This is a genomic window from Chryseobacterium sp. CFS2 (assembly GCF_036543225.1).
GTDB lineage: Bacteria > Bacteroidota > Bacteroidia > Flavobacteriales > Weeksellaceae > Chryseobacterium > Chryseobacterium culicis_A.
In genome coordinates, this window is sequence record NZ_JAZHQU010000004.1 from 271,356 (window position 1) to 294,812 (window position 23,457).

At 36.9% G+C, this 23,457-nt stretch carries 17 protein-coding genes; 12 read left to right on the forward strand and 5 right to left on the reverse strand.

The genetic code is table 11. The features are described 5' to 3' along the window. Window positions 1-14: 14 nt before the first annotated feature. The 9 genes from ODR02_RS11095 (at window position 15) to ODR02_RS11135 (ending at window position 10,120) form a co-directional block, all read left to right on the forward strand. Window positions 15-1,286 carry a condensation domain-containing protein gene (locus tag ODR02_RS11095; RefSeq protein WP_309512484.1) on the forward strand — a complete coding sequence of 424 codons (1,272 nt, stop codon included), beginning with the start codon at window positions 15-17 and terminating at the stop codon, window positions 1,284-1,286. Then, entirely contained in the window at window positions 1,283-2,536 is a 1,254-nt protein-coding gene (locus ODR02_RS11100; RefSeq protein WP_309512485.1) for a phthiocerol/phthiodiolone dimycocerosyl transferase family protein, read from the forward strand. Before ODR02_RS11095 ends, ODR02_RS11100 begins: the two co-directional genes overlap by 4 nt. After that, a complete protein-coding gene (locus ODR02_RS11105; protein ID WP_309512486.1) occupies window positions 2,533-3,081 on the forward strand; it encodes a hypothetical protein in 549 nt (182 codons plus the stop codon). The genes ODR02_RS11100 and ODR02_RS11105 overlap by 4 nt, the downstream gene beginning before the upstream one ends. A 207-nt stretch (window positions 3,082-3,288) precedes the next feature. Then, on the forward strand, window positions 3,289-4,119 hold the full coding sequence (locus tag ODR02_RS11110) for a helix-turn-helix domain-containing protein (protein WP_209788763.1): 831 nt from the start codon (window positions 3,289-3,291) through the stop codon (window positions 4,117-4,119). Between the two features lie 46 nt (window positions 4,120-4,165). Next, window positions 4,166-4,582: a hypothetical protein gene (locus ODR02_RS11115; protein ID WP_309512487.1), complete on the forward strand. Its 417-nt coding sequence runs from the start codon at window positions 4,166-4,168 to the stop codon at window positions 4,580-4,582. 315 nt (window positions 4,583-4,897) lie between these two features. Next, on the forward strand, window positions 4,898-5,422 hold the full coding sequence (locus ODR02_RS11120; protein WP_309512488.1) for a hypothetical protein: 525 nt from the start codon (window positions 4,898-4,900) through the stop codon (window positions 5,420-5,422). A 75-nt stretch (window positions 5,423-5,497) separates the two neighbouring features. After that, entirely contained in the window at window positions 5,498-6,301 is an 804-nt protein-coding gene (locus tag ODR02_RS11125; protein ID WP_309512489.1) for a fimbrial biogenesis chaperone, read from the forward strand. After that, window positions 6,294-7,322, forward strand: coding sequence for a hypothetical protein (locus ODR02_RS11130; protein WP_309512490.1), 1,029 nt, complete (start codon window positions 6,294-6,296; stop codon window positions 7,320-7,322). The genes ODR02_RS11125 and ODR02_RS11130 overlap by 8 nt, the downstream gene beginning before the upstream one ends. A gap of 41 nt (window positions 7,323-7,363) precedes the next feature. Beyond that, window positions 7,364-10,120 (forward strand): COG1470 family protein, encoded by a 2,757-nt coding sequence (locus ODR02_RS11135; protein WP_309512491.1) that lies wholly within the window; start codon window positions 7,364-7,366, stop codon window positions 10,118-10,120. Window positions 10,121-10,329: 209 nt separating this feature from the next. On the opposite strand, the gene ODR02_RS11140 is transcribed toward ODR02_RS11135, so the two are convergent. The 5 genes from ODR02_RS11140 to ODR02_RS11160 form a co-directional block, all read right to left on the reverse strand. Continuing rightward, window positions 10,330-11,247, reverse strand: a complete 918-nt coding sequence (locus ODR02_RS11140) for a hypothetical protein (RefSeq protein WP_309512492.1) — start codon at window positions 11,245-11,247, stop codon at window positions 10,330-10,332. Next, window positions 11,244-13,025: an ORC-CDC6 family AAA ATPase gene (locus tag ODR02_RS11145; protein WP_309512493.1), complete on the reverse strand. Its 1,782-nt coding sequence runs from the start codon at window positions 13,023-13,025 to the stop codon at window positions 11,244-11,246. Before ODR02_RS11145 ends, ODR02_RS11140 begins: the two co-directional genes overlap by 4 nt. Further along, on the reverse strand, window positions 13,026-14,180 hold the full coding sequence (locus tag ODR02_RS11150) for a metallophosphoesterase family protein (protein ID WP_309512494.1): 1,155 nt from the start codon (window positions 14,178-14,180) through the stop codon (window positions 13,026-13,028). It lies immediately after the preceding gene. 8 nt (window positions 14,181-14,188) lie between these two features. Continuing rightward, window positions 14,189-15,100, reverse strand: a complete 912-nt coding sequence (locus tag ODR02_RS11155) for a DNA adenine methylase (protein WP_309512495.1) — start codon at window positions 15,098-15,100, stop codon at window positions 14,189-14,191. A gap of 224 nt (window positions 15,101-15,324) precedes the next feature. After that, window positions 15,325-15,732: a helix-turn-helix domain-containing protein gene (locus tag ODR02_RS11160; RefSeq protein ID WP_309512496.1), complete on the reverse strand. Its 408-nt coding sequence runs from the start codon at window positions 15,730-15,732 to the stop codon at window positions 15,325-15,327. 300 nt (window positions 15,733-16,032) lie between these two features. Between ODR02_RS11160 and ODR02_RS11165 the strand changes: the two genes are divergently transcribed. The 3 genes from ODR02_RS11165 to ODR02_RS11175 all read left to right on the forward strand — a co-directional run bounded on the left by ODR02_RS11165 (window position 16,033) and on the right by ODR02_RS11175 (window position 23,455). Further along, entirely contained in the window at window positions 16,033-16,542 is a 510-nt protein-coding gene (locus ODR02_RS11165; protein ID WP_309512497.1) for a hypothetical protein, read from the forward strand. 1,815 nt (window positions 16,543-18,357) lie between these two features. Beyond that, entirely contained in the window at window positions 18,358-20,010 is a 1,653-nt protein-coding gene (locus ODR02_RS11170) for a T9SS type A sorting domain-containing protein (protein ID WP_309512498.1), read from the forward strand. A 16-nt stretch (window positions 20,011-20,026) separates the two neighbouring features. Further along, entirely contained in the window at window positions 20,027-23,455 is a 3,429-nt protein-coding gene (locus ODR02_RS11175) for a hypothetical protein (protein WP_309512499.1), read from the forward strand. The last annotated feature ends 2 nt before the right edge of the window (window positions 23,456-23,457 follow it).

The window sequence follows — 23,457 nt, forward strand, 5'->3', positions numbered from 1 at the left end:
CTATGAATCAACACATGAAAAGAAAATTGTTATTTGGTGAACGCATGTTATTGGGAGACGGTACAGAACCCTTTAACGCGGTCATTCCGTTCAGACTGAGAGGTACTTTTACCTTAAAAGAGATCCAGCAGGCTCTGGCTCAAATTCAAAATAAACATCCATGGCTGAAAGCATTGATCAGCCATGATGAAAAAAATATTCCATGGTTTAATGTTCCTGAAAAACCTATTTCTATTCCCGTAAGAATCATCACCCGACAAAGTGAAGATCAATGGCAGGAAGAATCCAGGAGAGAATGGAACACCATTTTTAATTACGAAAAATTACCTCTGATCCGGTTTGTATGGATCAAAGGGGAAAACGTTTCTGACATGCTTTTTGCGTTCCATCATTGCTTATGCGATGGTGGTTCTGCAATGGCTTTTTTAAAAGAATTTCTTCTGGTACTGGATAATCCGGTTGCCGATATTGGAACTGAAAATCCCATCTTAGGCATTCAGGATGTTGTTCCCTCCAATATTCTGAACAGCCGCAGGCAGAAACTGAAAGCTAAGTTTATCGGAAGACTGGCCGCTACCGCAATCAAATGGATTCCCGTAGGTAAAAAAGCGGTGGAAAGACAGAATGACTATCTGATCCACTGGAAACTGGATGAAACCCTGAGCAAAGAGTTGATTAATTACTGTAAATCTCATGAAGTGACCGTCAATACATTTTTGAGTGCATCCGTATTGCAGGCATTTAAAAAAGTAAGAGGAGAAAAATCCTTCAACAAGGTTTCCTGTCCGGTAGATATCAGAAGGTTTGCCAACCAGATCAAAGAAGATCATATTTTCGCTTTCGGGCTGATGATTGTGGTTTCTTCTGATGAGAAGCTAAGTTTTGAGGACAATCTAAGGACAATGCAGAAATCTGTGGAACAAAAGACTTCAAAGCTGAATCCTTACATCACGATGATGGTGATGGAGTCCGGGCATGATGCACTGAAGAATTTTACCAGGCTGTTAAAAAACGGAAAGTCATCCAATGACTGTATGTTTTCCAATCTGGGACGCATACAGATTCCTCATGAATACAAAGAGTTTACGGTGGAGACGATTTTCAGTCCGTCAGTTATTGGTCCATTAGGAAATACAACGACTCTTGTAGTCTCTACTTACCGTGGAAAAATGGATTTTTCATTCATGGGAAGCGAAGGATATTTGCCTTACACCGATGCTCTGGCAGTCCGTGATGAGGTGATGCAGATTATACATTCACAACTGAAACAAATGGCAGTATCATGATCAAAAGACCTTTAATGATGGTGGAAAGGATCATGTATGTAGATCCTGAAACGCCTTTAAACTGTGTTTATACAGCAAGAATCAACGGGGAGATTCCCGAAGAAAATTTTAAAACAGCTTTAGTAAGAATTCAGCAGAAACACCCGATGCTGCGAGCTAACATTGATCATAACAACGGACGCTATCCTTTCTTTATGGGACAAAGAGATATCGAACCCATTCCGCTTCGTATTGTAGAGCGAAAAACGGATGAGGATTGGTTCAAAGAATCTGAAAAAGGATGGTTCCAGCTTTTTGAAACTCCTAAAAAACCACTGGCGGAAGTAGTCTGGGTAAAAGGACAGAACACTTCCGAAATCCTTTGGATCATGCCTCACTGTATTTCTGACGGAACTACGGGAGTAACTTTAATGCGTGAGCTTTTGAGTTTACTGGATAATCCTTATGCTCCTTTAATTCCTTATGTTGCTTTTGAATCTGTTGATGATTTTCTTCCTTCAGATTTTAATACGGGAATTAAAAAATATAAAGCCAGTCTTTATCTGCTGTTTGCCAAAATTTTCTTTGCAATCCAACGAAAAAGTAAAAAGAGAAACATAGGAAAAAACTACGCGATTCACTGGAAAATGACACCGGAAGAAACCCGGCTGATCACTGAAAAATGTAAAGCCAACGGAATCTCTGTACATGCTTTACTGTGCTCTTCTGTGATGCTGGCATTCCGTGATGTTCAGGGAGACCGTGCCAAAGGCAAGGTGATCAGTCCTGTAGATGTGCGTCATTTTATTCCGGAAATTAAAGAAGATCATTTATTTGCTTTCGCTCCAACGGTAGAGCTTTCCGTGAAGAAAGACAACAAGAATGTGATGAGCAATGCCAAAGAAATCAAAAGGAATCTTATTGAGAAAATCAGTAAAATGGAAGCCCGTGAACTCCTCTGGATGGGCGAACATATGCATCCCATCGTGGAACGCATGATCCATATGCTGAAATCCAGCGAAGGCGGACATGATGTAACCTTATCCAATATGGGAAAGGTCAACATCCCGAATGATTATAAAAATTTCAACCTGGAAACAGTATTCAGTCCTACTGTGGCTTTCCCATGGCTGAACTCAAATACCTTAGTCACCAGTACGTACAACCAGCAGATGGACTTCACCTTTATGTCCAATGAAAATTTTCTTCCCAAAGAGGAAGCCCATCAGATAAAAGATAAAGCCATCGAGCTATTGACCACCTCTCTATGAAATTTAAAATAAAGCCGCCGAAGCCGAAACTCATTAAGAAAACTACCCTGAAACGCTTTCTCATCAAGCGTACGATTTACTATGTCCTTCCGAATGTGTTTTTTAATTTCATTATCGCCTACGCCAGCTTCAAAGAATTAGGGTACACCCATTTTTTTTCGGGAACTCAAAATCTGGCCCGTCTTACCCTGCCTATGGCTATTTTTCTTCCCGTTGTTCTTACCATTGATATTATTAAAAGAGTAACGGATGCCGCCAGTCAGGAAGCGATAGAGTTTACGGTAGATGAACAGCTGAATATTAAAAAACTGATGACCAGGCTAAGCATCTTACATGGTTTGATTACAGGGTTGCTTGTACTATCCCTGCTCTTTATCGGACAGTACAATTTTTCCAAAGATTATAAACTGGATGCTACCGCCATGGCTGTAGTGGTGGGTATATTGGCAGGAGTGCTGTCCGTGATTTTTGTGTATCTGCCCGTGTGGAGATTGAGAAGGTGGATGTCCAGAGTAAGGCCTCTGCCCGCAGACATCAACACATAACCCACGGCCAAACAAACTTACAGCACTGTATTTCATTTCATTACGAATCAAAAATACTGAATATTCCCGGGTGATTGCCAAGTCATCCGGGATTTTAACATCTCGATCAACTTAATTTTTTTCTTTAAAACTCAATATTTGATAAATTTTTTATATTTATATCAATAATTTTCCAGAATTTTTCTTGGGCAGAATGAGCAATAATGTATGTACAAAATCACGGATCAGTTAAAAAATATAGGATTCAGTATCAATCGTTTAGATTATATTATTACCAGAAATAATTACAGAAGAGAATTCAGCACATTAGACTATTTTTGTATTTATATTATTCTTGAAGACATCCAGTTAACGGTAGAAAATGTTCCGTATTCATTAAAAAAGGGAAATATAGCCTTCGTAGGACCACAAAAGAAAATCGTTTTTGGGGAGACCAAAAGGTCAGATGTCTATTCCATTGCTTTTTCATCCAGTTTTTATGAAAGATCAACCAAGGACAGCCTTTTTATCAATTCACAGCTTTTTTACAATTATAATTCTGAAATATTTATAGCGCCATTCAACAATATAGAACAGATGAGGGTCATATTTCTGGAACGGATGGAAAGTTTCCGGAAAAAGGATGAAAGTCTCTATATATCTGCTGCCCACAATGCCATAGAAAGGTTGATGCTGGACGCATTTTTTCATATTCCCACTGAAGATATCAAAAAAGATATCAAATTCAACTATATGTATTATGTGAACCGCTTCAAAGTGCTTTTACAAAGAGATTATAAAAAAGCAAAAAAGGTGGCCTACTATGCAGGAGAATTGAATATCTCCTCAAGAAAACTGACCGAGATGACAGAATATGTACTGGGAAAAACAGCCAAACATATCATCATTGAAAAGCTGATTACCGAGTGCAAAAAAGCACTGGCCTTTTCAAACGCTACCATCTCTGAAATCTCTTATGAGCTGGGTTTCAGCAATGAAGGAAACTTTACCAATTTCATCAAAAAACATACAGGAAAAAATCCCTCAGAAATGAAATAATTTGTATATTTACATAAGTAACCTTTTGGGGAAAAATATAGGTTATATGCTTGCAAAGTACATTTTATTCATTTTGTTATATTTTGCTTTTACAAAATCATTTGCACAGGCAGCAGACGGTTTAAGGCTTAACGTAAGGCTTTATCCGGTACAGATGCTTGCCATTGGCTCAGGATTTTCGGACGATGGGAATGAGTCTTCCTCCCGGGAAGTTCAGTCTGTGACCATCTCAAGTCCGTCAGGGTTTCAGCTGAATGCACAATATAATGAATATCGTGATACAATCGGACATTCCGAAAGCAACCGGGAAAGATCTGATGAATATCATCTTATCAGCCATCATAAAGGAGTGGTTCAGAAGAGATATCCCATCAATCATGAGATTAAAAATGCAATAAAAAATTTAGCCACTAATCCGAGTGATGAGCGTAATTTTTTAATATTAACTCTAATTTCTCAGTAAAAAATTAAGCAAGGCCTATAAAAATAACTATGCAACGAATAATACTTTTGCAATTTATTCATTCCCTTTGTATTAAGTAAGTTTAGTGTTTAAGATTAATAAAACATTAAATTTGCTTTATGGTGATTTTATCAGTATTTAAATGATACTTTTTATGTAATTATTCATAAAAGGTATTTATTCCTGTGCGCTAATCTGTTTGTAAAAATTCACAAATAATAAGTATCTTTTCACAAAGGCCCTGATGTTCTTTGTATTTACCTTTGCATCCGCAATTTTAAAAACAATTAATACAAAAAAAACATCCTTAACCTTATGAAAAATTTTATCTTAGCATCTTTTGCTATCCTGGGATTCTCTACATTACAAGCACAAAAGAATGTAACCCTTAACGTGAGACTTAAACCTATTCAGACTCTTGTTGTTAACAACGCTCAAAAAGTCGTTAATTTAGACTACCTTACTAAAGATGACTATGCCAATGGTGTATCTTCTGTAAACGCAGATCATTTAAGCATTTACAGCACAGGAGGATTCCAGGTAAAAGTAAGAGGTGGTAACGATGCATTAGAGTATGGAGGTAAAAGCATCCAGGCTAACACCATCCAGATTAAAGCAAGCGCAGGTTCTGACGCTGTAAACGGTGCTCAATATGCTCAGAGTGTACAATTATCAACTAACGAAGCTACTTTGGTAACTTCTTCTACCGGAGGAGTAGACAAAAAAATCAACATTGAATACACAGGAGCCGGAGATAATAAGTACCTGAACAATTATATTGCCGGACAGGATCCTACAGTATACACTACTGAACTTACGTATACCATTATTTCTCAATAATAGCTATCATTTTGTAATGATAAAGTGTTGTACCTACCCCAACACTTTATCAACACTTAAAAACTAATCTCCATCATGAGCAGACTTTCTCTTCTCCTTTTCAGTCTTCTTTTCCTATCCTCTTTTCACGGATATGCACAAACAGGAGTTTCGGTTTCACCGCCAAGACTGTACTTTGAGTCGGGAAACGGAAACAGTAATACCCAGACCATAACGGTAACGAATGTAAGTGCTAAGAATTCTCTGGATCTTGCCATAAGTTTGGGAGACTGGGAGTATGACGGCAAAGGTGAGAATATAACGTATCCCGCCAATACGCTTCCCACTTCCTGCGCAAGTTGGGTTTCGGTCAAAAAAGAAGAGAATTACTTTACCCTGGCTCCCGGAGAAAAAAAAGATATTGAGGTAACTCTTACTGCTCCGAATGCTCTTTCAGACCAGCTGGCTACCCATACGGCCGTTCTGTACGTAAGCCAGATGAATCCGGTAGATGATGTGGATCATAAAGGAGCGAATATCAAAGTAAGCATCCGCTCAGGAATCAAATTATTCCATAAGCTGCCTGCAGCCAAAACCAAAAAACTTGAAATCCAGAATCTGGTATATGGAAAAACAACCCATACCATCAACCTCTTTTTTGAAAATCAGGGTGACGTATGGGGAGACGGAAAAATATACACCGACTTTGTGAATACCCAAACCGGAAAAAAAGTATCGCTGGATCCCGTTATCTTTTACACCATGCCCGGAAACAAAAGGGAAATGAATATCCCTATTCCGGCAAGCCTTGAAAAAGGAAAGTATACCGCTTCCGTTATGATTGATTACGGAGACAACAACAATCTTGAATTAGGAGAATTAAGTTTCAGCTATGAATAGTAAAATTTTCTTCTGCTTCTTTCTGTTCGTTTCTCTGAACTGCTTCTCACAGGTCAATTACAACTCATGGGTAAACAGCTATCTGCAGATTAATTCTTACAGCGGAAATACCAATCCTGATGCCTATACCTTTACTCTGGCTGGTAATGGAGCGTTTAATATTCCGTACTGGAAAATATCCATGAGGCTGAAACAGCCTATCACTTCTACTGAAGGAAACTATACGATGCCTGCCAACAAAATATCATTTCAGCCCGTTTCCACTTCAGGACAAGCTTATCCGGGACCTGTACCCACGATTCCACAGATCGGAATGCCGCTGAATACTTTTCTTCAGGCCAACCAGGAAGTCTTTTTAATTCCGCAGTCCAATGCAGCGCTGTACAATCAGCCGCCACAGCCCAACGGCTACTATAACCTGCAGGTAAAATACAGCCTGACCGTTATGGGAGGATCTTATCTGGGAAGCTATCCTTCCTGGACCAGATTTAATGTTCCGGTACAGTTTACGGCGTATGACCAGTACAATAATATTATCGGCAGAGCTGATCATAATTTTCAGATTCACATCGGACCACTCAGCGGAACTCCGACTGATGTACCCGAAATGTCGCTTCAGTTTTCAGCAAAAGCAGTCAACGGATCACTGGAATTCAAAAGCATGTCAGATTATGTAAACGGAGTAAGTGTCACCTATTCTAATGGACTGATTGTAAAAAGCAATACCAATTATCAGATCAAATTACATTCTCTTCAGGGGCAGTTCAGCTCTCCGGCAGGAAATTTTATTCCTTTAGAAACCGTAAAAATGAATCTCATTCCCGTTTCGGGAAACACTGGTAACGTATATCCTATCTTGCTGAGTGCTTCTCCGCAGCTTATTGCGACAGGAGGCTCTACAGGAAATTCAAGCCTGTATTACGATATCAGATATTCCACCAAAGCTAATGATGAAAGACTGATTAATGCCAAATCAGAAGAATATTCCACCACCCTTCAATACGAGATTATCCCCCAATAACCATGCTTCAAGACCTGTTCAAAAAAATCTTTTTCATTTTTTTGATTTCGTTTCAGATATGGATTCCGGCACAAAGCAATTCCGGAGTAAGTCTTGATATCCGCAATGAATCCAGAACAGATAAAGCAGGGATTTTGGATCTGATCATCGTTCTTGACAATCAAAGCACAAATGATTTCAAAGGAAAAGTAAACATCACGATTCCTAAAGGTTTCAGAAATATTTCAGGAAACCAGCTTCAGGTCGAAATGAAATCCGGGGAACACCTTTTTTTACCTGTAAAAATTGTGGTCAGCAACAATGCCGTTTCAGGAGATGCCCGACTTACGTTCCGGCTTTCGGACCCGCAGAATAAAACAGCGGCAGAAAAAGAAATCCTGTATACGGTCACAGAAAATAATGCAATGCGCATCACGGCAGAAAATCCGGTGATCTATATGAATAAAGCCACTGATTCAGTAGAGGTCAGAGCAAGAGTTTCCAATCTGGGCAACAGAAAACAGAAGGTAACAGTTGTATTTAAAATTCCCGAAGCAGAACAAGGAAATGCTTTCATAGAGAAAAAAGGAAGTATCAGCGTGCAGACGGATTCGGTGTTTGTATTTCGTTTTCTGCCATCCAGAATACGATCGCGGGGCAACCAGCTTTCCGTCAATATTGCAGGTTTCAGGGAGCCGGATAGAGAAATATTCGGCAATACCTCAGTAACTGTACAGAATGTTTCTTCGGTACAGCGTTATGAAGATCTTGAATCTACCGCTTTCTCAAATTTCACCAGGAACAGCATCACGGCAAGCTACAGACATGCCGGGGAAAATCTGGATATGTATCAATTGGTAGGTTCAGGAGGATTCAATCTTCCGTCAGGATATATTTTCATCCGGGGAAATATCTATACAATGACGAATCAGAGCGATCCTATTGTCAACAATACCTATCTGACCTATCGCCGCGAAAACAGTGAATTCACCATCGGAAACATCAACAAAATGCTCGAACTTTCCCTGTTTGGAAGAGGGCTGGAATATGCCTACACTTCTCCGGATAAGGACACAAAAATTGAAGCAGGTTTTGTAGATCAGACCTATAGCCTGATCGAAAGGAATTCATTTCTGAAATATGGTTATGGATTTTACACCAGAGGAACTCTTGGAGCTCAAAATGCTTCCCGCAATATCTCCGGAACATATATTTTCAGGGATGATCCTTATGAAAAGGCCAGACATCATGTGGCCGGAACAGACCTTCAGCACGCCTTCGGGAAAGACTGGAAAATAAATACAAAAGTGTACGGCGGACTGAGTTTTTACGAAAATAACCAGCCTTCCAAACCTTCTCTCGCTTTGGAATCCCAGTATTCAGGAATGATAAAAAAGGTCAATCTGAACGGAAATTATTTCTACAGCACCGATTATTATCCCGGAAACAGAAGAGGAATTTTACAGATCCAGCAGAATTTTTCCACGATGATTTTCAAAGACCATTATGTGTATGCCAATATCATGGCTTCCCATTTTTCGCCTAAGTTCTACTTTTACGACAACACTTTGAATTCAAGCAACATAAGACTGGATACAGGAATCAATTTCCCTAAAAAAGGGAATTTCGGGATGGGACTCGGCTATCAGTATCAGGAAGAAAATTCCAACTCTTACAATAATTTTTTCAATGCCCAGCCTTACGAGAATACGAAACAACTCAAAGCACAACGTTTTACGGAATATCTTACCTGGCTGAGCCCTGATAAACAGCATACCTCTATCCTGAGCATGGAGACAGGATGGGTGCAATATCCGGACAACGACAAACAGCAGTTCCAGATGAAGGTAAGCGGAACCTATGGCTACAAATGGCTTACGGTGAACGGTATTTATCAGCATGGAAGCTATTTTCTTTCCGAGTATGCTTTTTCAAAAATGATGAACCAAAGCACTCCCTACAAAAAGCTTTCGCTTTCTGCTTTTGTCAATAAAAACTTCTTCGACCATAAGCTGAATGTGACCACAGGAGTTTCTTATACCGATGATGTTCTGTACGGAAAATCACCTTCAGGGTTTATGAATCTGAAATATTCAAGGGAAAGATATGCCCTGTATCTGAATTCTTCCTACTTCAGTTATACGGCAGGAAGTTTTACCAATAATCTTTTGACCGTTGAAGCCGGAGTGACCGTCAACCTTAGAAATAGCACCCTTGATCCTGGTAAAAAGGGTGATATCAAAGCATTTGTCTATTATGACCTGAACGAAAACAATATCTATGATGAAGGCGACAAAGAAGCAGCAGGCTACCTCATTATGCTCAACAATATTTCATTTAAAACCGACCCTTCAGGTTCTATCAGCTACCGTTCTATCCCTTACGGAAAGTATGCCCTGAAACAGGTGATCCAGCAAGGCTGGTATTACGATGAAACCGAATTTACCGTACACAAACACCACTACTCTTTTGAGATTCCCCTTCATCAAAACGGAACTACCCAGGGAAAAGTAACCTATGATTTTGATTCCAAAACCGCAGTAGATTTCACCCCAAAAACAGGAGGTATCCTGTTCAATATTTACCGTAACGAACAGTTGGTACATCATATCATCACCGATGACAACGGAGAATTTGCCTCCTTCCTACCCTCCGGAAATTACAGGATTGAACTGAACAAAAACTCCCTGCCTGCCAATACCTATTGTGAACGCTCTACTGATACCTTCAAAGTGGAAGCCGGGAAAATAGTAAAACTAGAACCTTTTGTGATTAAGGTAAGGGAGAAGGCGATTAGGGTGAAGAAGTTTGGGGGTTAAATGTTAGAATTATAATGGATACTACGCAATGGTTGTGGTATAAAGCTGGGATTTCATCTATGGTGTTTGTACATTTGCTGGTGTAGAATTTGAGGAGGTGGGCGTGTAGGAGGATTTAGATTACATACTAAACAAATGCAAAAGCTTTACATTAACAAATCAGAATGCAAAGCTTTAAATTTATATTTTCTCTAATTCTAAATATAATATTATTGTTGAAAAACAATCTTATTTAATATAAATTTTGGAGGGTCAAATGATTCCCTTGTATATCTATTTAAATCTAAGCCAGAATCTACTCTCCACACTTCTATTTCCGGAAATATAATTGATAATATCATAGCAACAAAGGTAAAAGGCTTTGGCCCCAGCGGTGCAATGATAATATTATAATCCTCTCTTAAATGATAATATAATGATGTAAGTTGCTTTTCTAAAAACTTTATATCATTAAATGGATAAGTAAATACAAATTCATCTTTTATTTCCTTTAAAATATCCTTATTATTCTCTTTAACAGAAGTAACAAATTTTGAGTCTATTGAAGGGTCTGTATAATATAGGTAGGTTAATTTAGGCTCTAACTGATCTATAATACCTTGCGCTTTATTTTGTTCATATCCTAAACACACAATTAGTGCCTTAGGTTTATTATTAGGAATTTTATAGCTTCCCTCCACTGGCTCAATTTTAGTATTTTGCTTAGGGGGCAAAGGTTCTGAATAAATCGATGGAGTGTAACTAAAATAACAATTTATAGTTTTATTTTCAATATTCTTTTCCGAAAGATAACTTAGTATTGTATAATACCACGGTTTGGTCATACAAGAATAGTCAACAAAAATATTGAGCTCATCATTTTTACTATTCAAAATAGTATCTCTAATTATTTTTCTAATACTAATAAGATCATCCACTCTAATATTTTCAATAGAATCATTCTGGATTAGTGACTCTGTACTATCACAATAGTTTAAAGCTATTGTTCTTTTTAATAGATTGTTTTTTTTTATAGCATTATAAGCTTCCAGTTTTCGCTTTTCAATATTATTAGCAAATAAAAACAGATCAAAATTATTTTCATAAATACTTTCTATTTCAATCTGTTTACCATATTTTAAGTTCATTCGTCTAGATTAAATAGGTTAACGGTATTATTATATTGTCCATTTGTGAGAATTTTTCTAAGAGAAATCTCTTTACTTTTTCTTATAGGCAACCTAAATTTTGGATAATATAAATATGATAATTTTAAACGCTTTCCTAAAACATCGAAATCAAAACTGTCCTGTTCATTTTCTACTAATATAAACGCACCTTGAAATAGTCCTTTTTCCAAAATAGTAAGATAATCTGGATTATTTACATCAACTCTAAATGTAGAGCCAGGCTCTGGCTTAAATTCCTCGCCTAATAATTCCTCATTAAAATATAAACCAATTCTATTTATAAATTGTCTAATAGAAATATTATTATCTTTTAATTCTATTGCAATGTTTTCAATGGAATTTATAAACCTATTAGATGTATTTATTATTTCATCATATTGTACACGTTGAAGAGCTCTATTATTTTCGCCGCTTTTCTCTATAATAGAATTAGTAAGACCAATTAACCATCTTGGATTACCCTCACATATTTTAGATAAAATCTCGATTCCGTTATATAAGTCAACATTTTTCTTTCTAGTTCTTAATTCTAAACCGCTCTTTAATTGGTTCTCTTTTATAAATTGGTTTCTAAAATAAACAATTGGCTTTATTTTTCTAAAAATTGAAGCTTTCTGCCTATTTGATTTGGGAGTTGGAACTAGCGGATTAATCTCATTATATTTTAAGTATTTCACAAAAGATTCATCAATATTGGCAAGACTCTTAATTTCTTCTATATATTCACTTCCATCTCCATATGATTCAACTTTATCATCTAGATAAAGATTATTCTTACCAAAATATGATTTCGCTTTTTCTGAAATTTTATTATCTCTGAGAATTGATTCAATGATTTCAATGGCAAAATTTTCTTCATTCCCTGTTGCCCACATTTTAATACAGTCAAAATCATTCCCTGCACTAGCAGAATAATTCCCCATGAAAATAGACTCTAGTTCTTTTGGCAATATTGGACTTGAACTAATTTTATATAAAACCCTTTGGTCATTTCTACTTCTTAACGATTTATATAAACTTTCCTGTAACCACTTAGGAGCAAACTCTAATTCGTCAAAGCATAATGCCCATTTTTTATCGGTTAGTTGTGGATATATTCTTTTGAAAGCATCAAAAATATAAGATAATGATGAATCGAAATCTAAATAAAAAAAATCTTCATCAGGTATAGTTTGAATATCATTATAGATACAATATCTTATTTGCTGATTAACATCATCAATTCTTTTTAATAAAGCTTCCCTTACCAATACCAGTTGTGGGGCTACATCCTTCAACCTCCAACGATCTATAAGAACAGTAGATAGTTCTATTTCTGCCAAAGGATTAGCATCAGAAATTTCAAACTTTAGGATATTAAGAAAAGTATTACACGTTGCAATAAATACGTTACTATTTACAGAAAATCGTGATATTTTATCAAAAAAATCTCCGAAATCCTCTAATTGTTTTTCGTAAGATTTATTTTTTGCATCCCAATATATGTCTGTTGAAATATATATTGCATAAAATGGAATACTTTCTCTTATTTTTTTAGCCCCTACATTTTTCCAATTATATAATGCTGGTAATGTTAACATTTTCATTGCTGCTGTTTTCCCACATCCTCTCGCACCTAAAATAATTGAATGATGATTTTTTACTAGTGTCAGAAAGCTTTCAGATAAAATAAATTTCTCTGCTACTTGTTCTGGTTCTAGATATCTAGCATTATATGTACTGAAACTATTCATCATCTAAATTTTAAAAATTTTTTCAGGGAAATTCCCAATAACTTTATCTAAATATACTTTCTTACTCTTTAATTCATCATATAATTGATCCATTTCTATCGGAATAAGATATTTAACCTCCGGAACAAGTATTTGAATTTCTTCCCAATCCATAATAGGATTAGTCATTTTTTCGAAAATTTCTTCTGCTATAACCTTTATTTTTTTTGTATTTCCGAAACCTGAATAGGGTGGATATGCACTTTCGTCATAAATATATTTCCATCCATTTTGAGGAAAATAAGTCCAAGAATTTATTTGACAATTAACTGCATTATCATTCTTATTTATTTCAAGAATATGAAAAAAATTTCGAGAGCCACACCATAGATTATTACTTAACGCTGCAAAACTACCTGAGGAAAATATTGGCAATCTGTAAGAAGTTCCAGTAGGTGTACAATAGCGTAATAAAGGATCATGCTTATGCCCGTGAATAAGTAAATCAAATTTATACTTAGCTAACTTAGTTAATAACTCACTCCCATTAACAATTAAATCAAACTCTCCTAATTTTTGTCTGTCATGCAGAATTGGATGATGATGTACTAAAGCAACCAAAATTTTATTATCTTGATTATCTTCTAAATATAGATCTATATAGTTTAACATATCATCATCAACTTTTCCTCCTCCGGCTGCAGCTCTACTATAATGAAAATGACAGCTATTAATAACTAAAATCCTACAACAATCATGTTCATAAAAAGTACAACCTTTTGACCAAAATTCGTCTCTTTGACGATCATCTTTAAGTGGAAAGTTTCTTCTTATACCTTTTGCTATTTCTAAAGAATAATTTGAATAATTATTCCCTGAATCTACATCATGATTACCTAATGTAGCAACAATATCTTGAGCTTTGAGAATATCTTTTATCTCAGTTACATAATTCCAGCCAGAAATAAACCCCTGTCTATCAGCCTTATTTGTAAAGTCGCCCGGAGCAATTATTAAGTCAGCTTCAACATCTCTTAATTGTCTTTCGAGACTTTCAATTGGATGATCATTTTTTCTTAAAGAGTTTGTAAAGAGATAACTGTCATTTTCTTTAAACGAATTCGCTTCAGGATGACAGTGCAAATCACTAACAATTGCCAAACGTATTTTATGCTCCATATCTAACTTTACTGTATAAAAACTTTATGTTGTTCAGTAATTTCATTGGTTATTAAAAGTTCTTTTATTATTTTATCTTTAGAATTATTATTAATTACTCTACTAGCACTTACCCTATTAATTTTAAACTCTTTATAAAGTAGGTCAAAAAAAATATTGTCCTTATTGTAATTTTTTAAATCAGAATTACTAAGTATCCAATTTATCTTTTTTTCGCTTAATAAGTCACAAAAACCCTTTAATCTTTCTTGCTCAGAATCATCAAAAATAAAGTTTGAATATTTATTGAAATTAGCTGTCTTGCTTAATGGTTTATAAGGGGGATCCAAATAAAAAAGACAATTTTTATTGTTATTTATGTATCTTATTGTATCATAATAATCACCATTTAAGATAATGACATTTCGTAATGCTTTACTAGCTTCATTTATATTAGTCTCATCACATATTAATGGCTTAATGTAACTTCCTATCGGAACATTAAATTCATTTTTTTTATTTACCCTATACAAGCCATTAAAACATGTTCTATTCAAAAAAATAAATAACGCAGCATGCAAAGTATTTTCTTGATTTCTTAAGTTAAAAAGATTTCTTTTATTGTAATAATATTTTTTTCTTTCTTCTGCTTCATCTAATAAATAATATTCATTCTGAAACGTCTTTAGAATCTCAATTAGTTCTTTAGGATTATTTGCAACAACCCTATAAGTATTCATTAAATCATTATTAATATCATTTATTATTACTTTTCCAATATTTTTATAATTAGAAAGTATCCAAAATAAAACAGACCCTCCACCTACGAAGGGCTCAATATAAATTGTTGAACTATCAATGTTATCCGGGAGTAAATTACTTATCTCTTTGAGAAGCTTTCTTTTACCTCCTGCCCATTTTAAAAATGGCTTAGCTATCATTTACATTATTTTAAATGCCTAATTTAACGTTTTTTTTTAATAAACCTAATTCTAAACAACTACCAAAAGGGATTTCTTTAAATATGAATATCATAAAACTTATAAACATATTGTAATAACATTTGTTATTGAAAAGCGACTATAAAAATGGTATTGATAATAAATACGAAAATTTTAACTAAAAAAAGGTTCAGCAAATGCTGAACCTTTTTATTTATCTTAAGTTATCCCTTCTCAATCAACTTCTCCAACCTCTCCATCATCTCATCCTTCTCCTTAAGCATCCTTTCATAAAGTTCCATCTTTTCTTCATGTAACTTCTTTATTTCATCAATTGGACTGAAGTTGAACGTTGAATTTGGGTTTCCAACACAAGCGTTATCACCAAACGTATTAGAAATAATATTCACCGCCTGCTCCTCATCAAAATTCTGAAACGCTTCCACCGGAATTTTCAATACTTCAGAAATTCTTTTCAGTAAAGGGTCTTCAATAATTTCTTTCTGTTCCAGCAGAGAAATTTTCTTCTGGTTCCAGTCGTCCCCAAGGTCAAGAGCCAATGCTTCCTGCTTGATGCCCAGCATTTCTCTGAATCGTTTTACATTGCGTCCCTGATGTATTTTATGTTCCATGATAATTCAACATTTATGAGGTTTAAATATAGAAAAATATTTATAAAAACGGTGCTTAAAAAACAGCTTAATTACAATCTCTGTTCTTCATGATGATCCTGTGAAACGGGTCTCCTATCCTATTTCGCCATTTCCGTTTTAACACCCTCTTTTTTTCTTTAAAAACCCAGAAAAAACAAACCCCATTATCCCGTTTTCATTTTCTGATGAACACGCTCTGAAAATCTTACAAGACCCTATTTTTCTATGCCCTGCACTCGCTATATTTGATTCAACAAACAACCAAAAAAACACAATATTATGGCACTAGACAATTTAATCAGTGTAAGCTTTTCAAAAACAGATTTGGAAACCATTGACAAAGCGATTCAGGACATTCAGTCTGTACTTACAGGAAAAACCATCAATCTTACTCCGGATCAGAGACAGCAATACGGAAGAATTGCAGAACAGAACAAACTCTTCGTGAATAAAGCCAAAATCTACATGGAACAGTATACGCAATATGTTCCTCCCTTCCTGGATAAAGCAGAATTCGACAAAGATTATACCGCCAGAGAACAGATTGAACAAAGACTGCAGCAGATGGATTCCTTAGCAGAACAGCTTTCAGATACCAAAGTATTGCTGGATCACGACAATTATCACAACTCGATCAGCTTTTACAGGAATATCAGATTCCTTTCTGAAGAGAATGTACCGGGAACCAATGTCATTTATGATGATATGAGACAGTTTTTTGTAACCACACAAACTCCTCAGCAAATTCAAACTCCTCCATCTTCCACAGATCCTAATACTCCCTCTTAGTCAATAGTACTAAAGCAAATACATCTTCTCTCCACATGAGCACGTGAAAACGTGCTTTTTTTGTGATTATTCATCTGCCGATTTTTTGGTTGGAAATCTCACATTGATCAAAGTCGAAATGTTTTTGCGCCTTAAAAATATAGTAAGCCTAAAAACTTTGCGCCTTTGCGTTTCAAATAAAATAAATACTACATATTATACTCCCTTACAGATTTTAAGAGTTGCTAAAAATGGTTGGAAATCGCAAAGGCGCAAGCTATTATCATAAGGATGCTTTTTAAGGCGCAAGGATTTTATCTCCGATAAAATTTCTGATACTTTACTATAATTTCCTGGTTGAAAACCTCACATTGAGCGAAGTCGAAATGTTCTTGCGTCCTAAAAATACAGTAAGCCTAAAAAACTTTGCGACTTTGCGTTTCAAACAAAATAAATAGCACACATTATCCTCACTCATAGATTTTAAGATGTACTAAAAATGGTTGGAAATCGCAAAGGCGCAAGCTATTATCATAAGGATGCTTTTAAGGCGCAAGGATTTTATCTCCGATAAAATTTCTGATAGTTTATTATAATTTCCTGGTTGAAAACCTTGCATTGAGCGAAGTCGAAATGTTCTTGCGCCTTAAAAATGCAGTAAGCTTAAAAACTTTGCGCCTTTGCGTTTCAAACAAAATAAATACTACACATTATCCTCACTCACAGATTTTAAGAGTTGCTAAAAATGGTTGGAAATCGCAAAGGCGCAAGCTCTTATCATAAGGATGCTTTTTAAGGCGCAAGGATTTTATCTCCGATAAAATTTTTGATACTTTACTGTAATTTCCTGGTTGAAAACCTCGCATTGAGCGAAGCCGAAATGTTCTTGCGTCTTAAAAATATAGTAAGCCTAAAAAACTTTGCGACTTTGCGTTTCAAACAAATTTCTGATTAGATTTTTTTTAAAACGCAAAGTTCTATTAGCTATAATGGATGATTTGAGGAAGCAAAGAAGAGTAGCTGCGCTACTGATGAAGCTGTATGGATAGTGAAATGACTTTTTACAATAGCATTTTACCGCCTCTACCCTCTTCCCAACCCTCTCCAGACAGTATAGCAACCGTCCCGAGCCCCTTATATAACGGTCTGGAGCCTCTTCAGAAGTCCCTGGAGCCCCTTATCCAAGTCCGTCTACCCCCTTACCCAAGGGGGTATAGCCCCTTCATGAAGGGGGTGGAGACCGTTCGGAAGTCCCTCCGGAGGCTTATTGAAGTGGCTGGAGGGACTTGTGAAGAGGGTAAAGCCGTTTTTAAAGGTCATTTTTATTAAAAATTCTTTTATTTCTGTAAGCAGAGGACGAAGAGGTGTAATAGTATGGCTGCTTCCAATAATTTCTCTTTTAAAAATTTAATAGTCATAAAAAAGCAGATGTCTTTAAATAATACAAGACATGCTATTGCTTCACGAGAATATTTTTGCATATACCAAAGTAACATTCATACAAATAGGTCAGATTTTTACCATCGGCCCATTAGGGGTAAAAAGCAATAACTATAATTTTTTTAGTCAGTTACATCCATTCGGCGGATATTCTTCAACACCTTTTAAAATACTCAAAATCAGTTTAATGTATACACATTGAAGCTCAATTTTATGCACATAAATTACAATATGATACATTAAGATAATTTAATATAGAAACAAAACATATGAAAAGGCACATTCTATCGGGGTAAAATAGCATATCATAAAAAACCATCATTGAAATATGGGGTTTTTACGGATGATTTATTCCATGCATTAATAATAATTTTGACATGTAAATAACACAAGCTTATGACAAAAAATTATCTCAGTGCATTCACCTTATGCACAATTCTGAGCATATCCGCTCAGGAAGTAGTGTGGCAGAAAGACCTCAAATCCTCCACTCAGAATTTTCTCAGCCAGGTCACTACCACCATCGATCAGCAGTATCTGATCACCGGAAGTTCTATACAGTCAGGAAGCGGGAAGCTGGAGGCTGGAAGTAAACAGAACAACGGTTACGATTTTCACCTGGTAAAACTGAACCAGCAGGGACAGGAAGTCTGGGAGAAATATTTCTCAGGATTCAACCATGATTATTTATCCGCAACCGTCACCACCCAGGATGGCGGATTTTTATTAGCCGGAACATCGTATTCAGGAAAAGGACTGGATAAAAAAGAAGATTCCAAAGGAGGCTCGGATATCTGGCTGATCAGAATCAATGAATTTGGCGACGAATTATGGCAGAAAACTCTGGGAAGTTCTTCCGATGAAGAAGCCAGAGCAGTGATTCAAACCACAGATTTAGGATTTTTTATAGCCGGATCCTTCATCTCCGCCCAGGACTCCAAAATGAAAGGATATGGTTCAAAAGATGTCTTAATAACAAGATTGGACAAAGACGGAAAAGAATTATCCCAATTAATTCTAGGGGGAAAAGGGTTAGATGAGGTAGAAAAAATGATTCCAACCCGTGACGGCGGAGCATTACTCGGAATTTATTCAAGAAGCTCATCTGTTAAGACAAATAATCAGCAATCAACGACCAACACTAATATTCCGTCTGACAGACCTGCAACCCATAACCTGTTATCTGCAACCTCAAAGCAAAGCGACAGCTTCGGTGAAGGCGACTATTGGATTGTCAAACTCGACAAAAATGGAAAAATAGAATGGGAAAAGAACTTTGGAGGGAAAGCAGATGATCATATCAGAACCCTGGCGTTGACTTCAAATGGCTTTGTCATTGGGGGTGAATCCAGATCAGAAAGATCAGGGAATAAAACGGTAGGCCTGGAAGAAGGAACAGATCTCTGGCTGATCGCGCTGAACGACAGGGGCGAAGAGCAATGGCAGAAAGCCTACAACTTTGGCAACCGTGATGTGCTGATGGGAATGAGTGTGATTCAGAGCCAGGATGCAAGAACCAAGAATCAGGACTTTACCAAAGGAATATTGCTGGGAGGGTATACTCAGGCAGAAGGAAGAATAGAAAAGGATGATGAAACATTTTGGCTACTGTACATTGACCAGTTAGGGAACGAAGAATGGAGAAAACATGTGAGTGGAGAATCGAGACAAAAAGAGGAAAGACTTTCTGACTTAAAGTTGAATCGGGATGGCTCTATTATTCTGGCCGGAACCAGTGCAGAAGAACTGGGGAAAGAAAACTGGAAGATTGTAAAACTGGGTGATCAACAAGTGGATCAGCTCATTGAAAAATACGACATCAAAATTTATCCAAACCCTGTTTCAGACTATGCTTACGTAGAAATTGGCTTCGATTTTAACGAGGCTGATATTTTATTGTATGATATGAGTGGAAGACAACTTCAAAGTATAAAAACCAAGAACAGAGTAACGAAAATCAATACCCAGGCTTTGGTTCAGGGAGCCTATCTGGTAACAATAAAAACTGATACCAACAAAACGGCGAATGCCAAGCTAATTAAAAAATAACAATAAAAACACAATCATGAAAAAAAATATAAGCAGTTTATTTTTCTGTTTATCCCTTGGGACTGCATTAGCACAAACTACGGGCAGCAAGCAATCAACACTTCCTAATATCATTCCTCCTTCTTCGGAGTCCTATAAACTGGGAGCATTTGGAAACCTTCCGGTAAGCCTTTTTACAGGGAACGCCAATGTAGACATCCCTATAACATCCTTTGCCACTGAAAATATCAACATTCCCATCAGACTTAATTATTTTTCCAATGGGATAAAAGTAGACGATATGAATGGCTCTACAGGATTGGGCTGGACGCTTACTTCCGGAGGCGTAATCACCCGAATCATTCGCGATCTTCCGGATGAAAGCAATCTCACGAATGTCTCTATACCCACCAATTTTGATGATATAGGGGCTAATAATCCTTTAGCCATGCAATTTTTTCAGGATGCTTCTAATGATAACGTAGACACGGAACAGGATTTATATATGGCCAGTTTCGGGGGAATGCAAATCAAGTTTATTTTTGACAAGAAGGGAATTCCTGTCATCTATTCTCAAAAAGACATCATCATTGAAGGAAAAAGCGGTGGGGATTCATTTACCATTACCACGGATGATGGTATCAAGTATTATTTTACGGATAAAGAATCTACCTCCAACCGCACCTCAGGTGCGGGACATTCTTTGATCAGCATTTCTACAACAGCCTGGTATCTGACAAAAATTGAAGATACTTCCAGCGGAGAAATTGTATTTATCGAAAATGTAGAGGGTGGATATACAGCTACCATGAGCCAGTCTCAGACTTTATCCTATACCAGTCCCAACAGTGGGCCAATGTTTTCTTCCTGTGGAAACCCCACATTTATAAGGTATCCTCAAGTCAGCGAATTGATCAGCCACAACCAGACGGTTAATGGCAAGCAGATTAAAAGAATCTACAGCAATAATCCTTCTCAGGGCGAAATTATATTTGATTACTTTCAGTCGGGAGGAAGTTCGGACTACAAACGATTACAAAAGATCACCAAAAAAGTGAATAACAGCATGATCAATGATGTTACTTTAAACTATACCCTCACCGCTAATAACCGATTGTTTCTGAATTCTGTTTCTGACAATATATCGGGCAGTTCGTACAGTTTTCAGTATAACCAGCCCGACCAGTTCCCACCCAGGCTTTCATTTGGCAGGGATGATTGGGGATATTTCAATGGAATTGAAAGTAACTCTAATCTGATTCCCTATATCCCCAAAATTATGAGTTGGAGCGGTTATCAATCTTCTGCAAGAGGTGTTGTCCCTTTTAAAACCTCTATCGGAATACTGCAAAAAATTACGTATCCCACTAAAGGCTTTTCAGAATTTTTCTACGAAAACAATACAGTGGTGGAAAAGGGTGTAGTCCTTATCCCTGAAAAGAAGAATGGAGTTCAGATTGGAGCACAGAAAGGAAGCAGTGGCCCGCAGGGAACGAACTCCACTACATTTATGTCTGTAAAAGATGAAGAAATTACCATAGGCGGAGGAGCATGGTTCAATAGTGATGCCTGCGATGCCCAATGGGAAGTTCCGGGTAAACACCGTGCTGTTGCCCAGCTTAAACGGGCGAATGGGCAAAGTGTCACCCTTTATCAAAAAACACAAAGCGGTATGCTGACAAGTCCAACCACTTCCCTTACCCTTCCAGCACCTTATGCCTATTATGCCATGATTCCCAAAAACGAAATGCTTACCCTGTCGCTCAGTACCCTTTTTGTATGCGTACAGGCGGAGGCATCAGCAACTTATACGGAAGCACTGGAAGTAAGAGGAGACAAAGAAGAGCCCATTGGAGGGTTAAGAATTGCTAAAATTGTAGATACCACAGAAAACGGAGTCGCTACAACCAGAAAGTTCGTTTACCATGATCTTGGTGAACAGACCACGGAAGCGATTGTACTGAGAACTCCAGAGTTTGAAGAGCAGTTGGATTATACAATGACCTGCAATACGACACCTAATCCGGGCAATAATGGTGGGAATGTCCCTACAGGCGTAGAGCGGTTTCCGTACTACACCATAACGTCAACGAATATCAATCAACTCTTCGCTACTCATCCCAATGTTTTCTACAAGACCGTTCAGGAGATTGTTGAAGGAAAATCAAATATCATCCACCATTATTCCACAGACGCTGATGATTTCGGTAAAGTGCTATATGGAAAAAACATCAGAAACTCTGTCCTGACCAATTTAGGCTGGAATAACGGAAAAGAGAAACTGACCCAATATCTGGACAGCGGAAATAACCTGGTTCGGACTGTAGAAATGAACTATGAAGAGGATAACAACCGCAAGTATCAGGTAGATGGTTTTTCGATCAGAAAAAATTATGATCATCCGGTAACACAAAATGTAACAAGAACCTGCACGGCAGAGGATGTTGCGAGAACCTATGATTACACCTACTGCAGTGCCAACCATTCTCATTTCTATACAACTACAGATGGAAATAAAAACTGCCATGCCATAGGGGCAAATAACCAAACTATCACGTATAAAGATATTTGTTATGGGAAAAGTGTTGGAGAAGTCATTGCGTTTGCTGATCAACTGGACAATCTTGATATTATGCAGTATAAAAACATTTCGCGTTTTGAGTATCTGAAGTCCCAGAAAACAACAGATTATCTCAACGGAAATGCCATGAAAACGGAAACCCAGTATTTCTATAATAATCCTAAACATACCCAGATAACTTCGCAGAAAACCATATTTCCGGATTTGTCTACAACAGAAAAGACCTATCAGTACGCCCATGAAAAAAACAACCAGCTGATGATTGATAAAAATATGGTGGGCATCCCTTTAGAAAGCCAAACACAGCAAACGGCAAATAATATCACCAAAGTGATCTCCCGTGAAGAAACGGTTTATCCTACCGCTTTGCCCCATGCAACTACGGGAAATTTAATGCTTCCATTAGCTGAATATTCTTATGATGCATTAAGCCCCGCTATTTCCTCAAAGGAGGTTACCTATGAAAAATATGATGAAAAGGGAAACATTCTCCAGTACAGGGAGAAAGACGGTACTCCGGTAAGTATTGTCTGGGGTTATAACAAGACCAAACCAATTGCCAAAGTTGTAGGCTCTACCTATAGTCAAATCGAAGGAATGATAAATACTATCGTAACGAAATCCAATGAAGATGCAGCAGATCCCACCAAAGAAGCTGAGTTATTACTGGCTCTTGATGCCTTTCAGCCTGTGGGAATGACCACCAAATATACCTATGATCCTTTGGTAGGGGTAACCACCATAACCCCGCCGTCAGGAAAAAGAGAACTCTATATCTATGATAATTCCAGCCGACTGAAACAGGTTCAGGTAAGGGAAAGAGATAATACCGGAACCTATAGCTATAAAATGGTGAAAGAATTTAAGTATAAATATAAGCCGTAAAC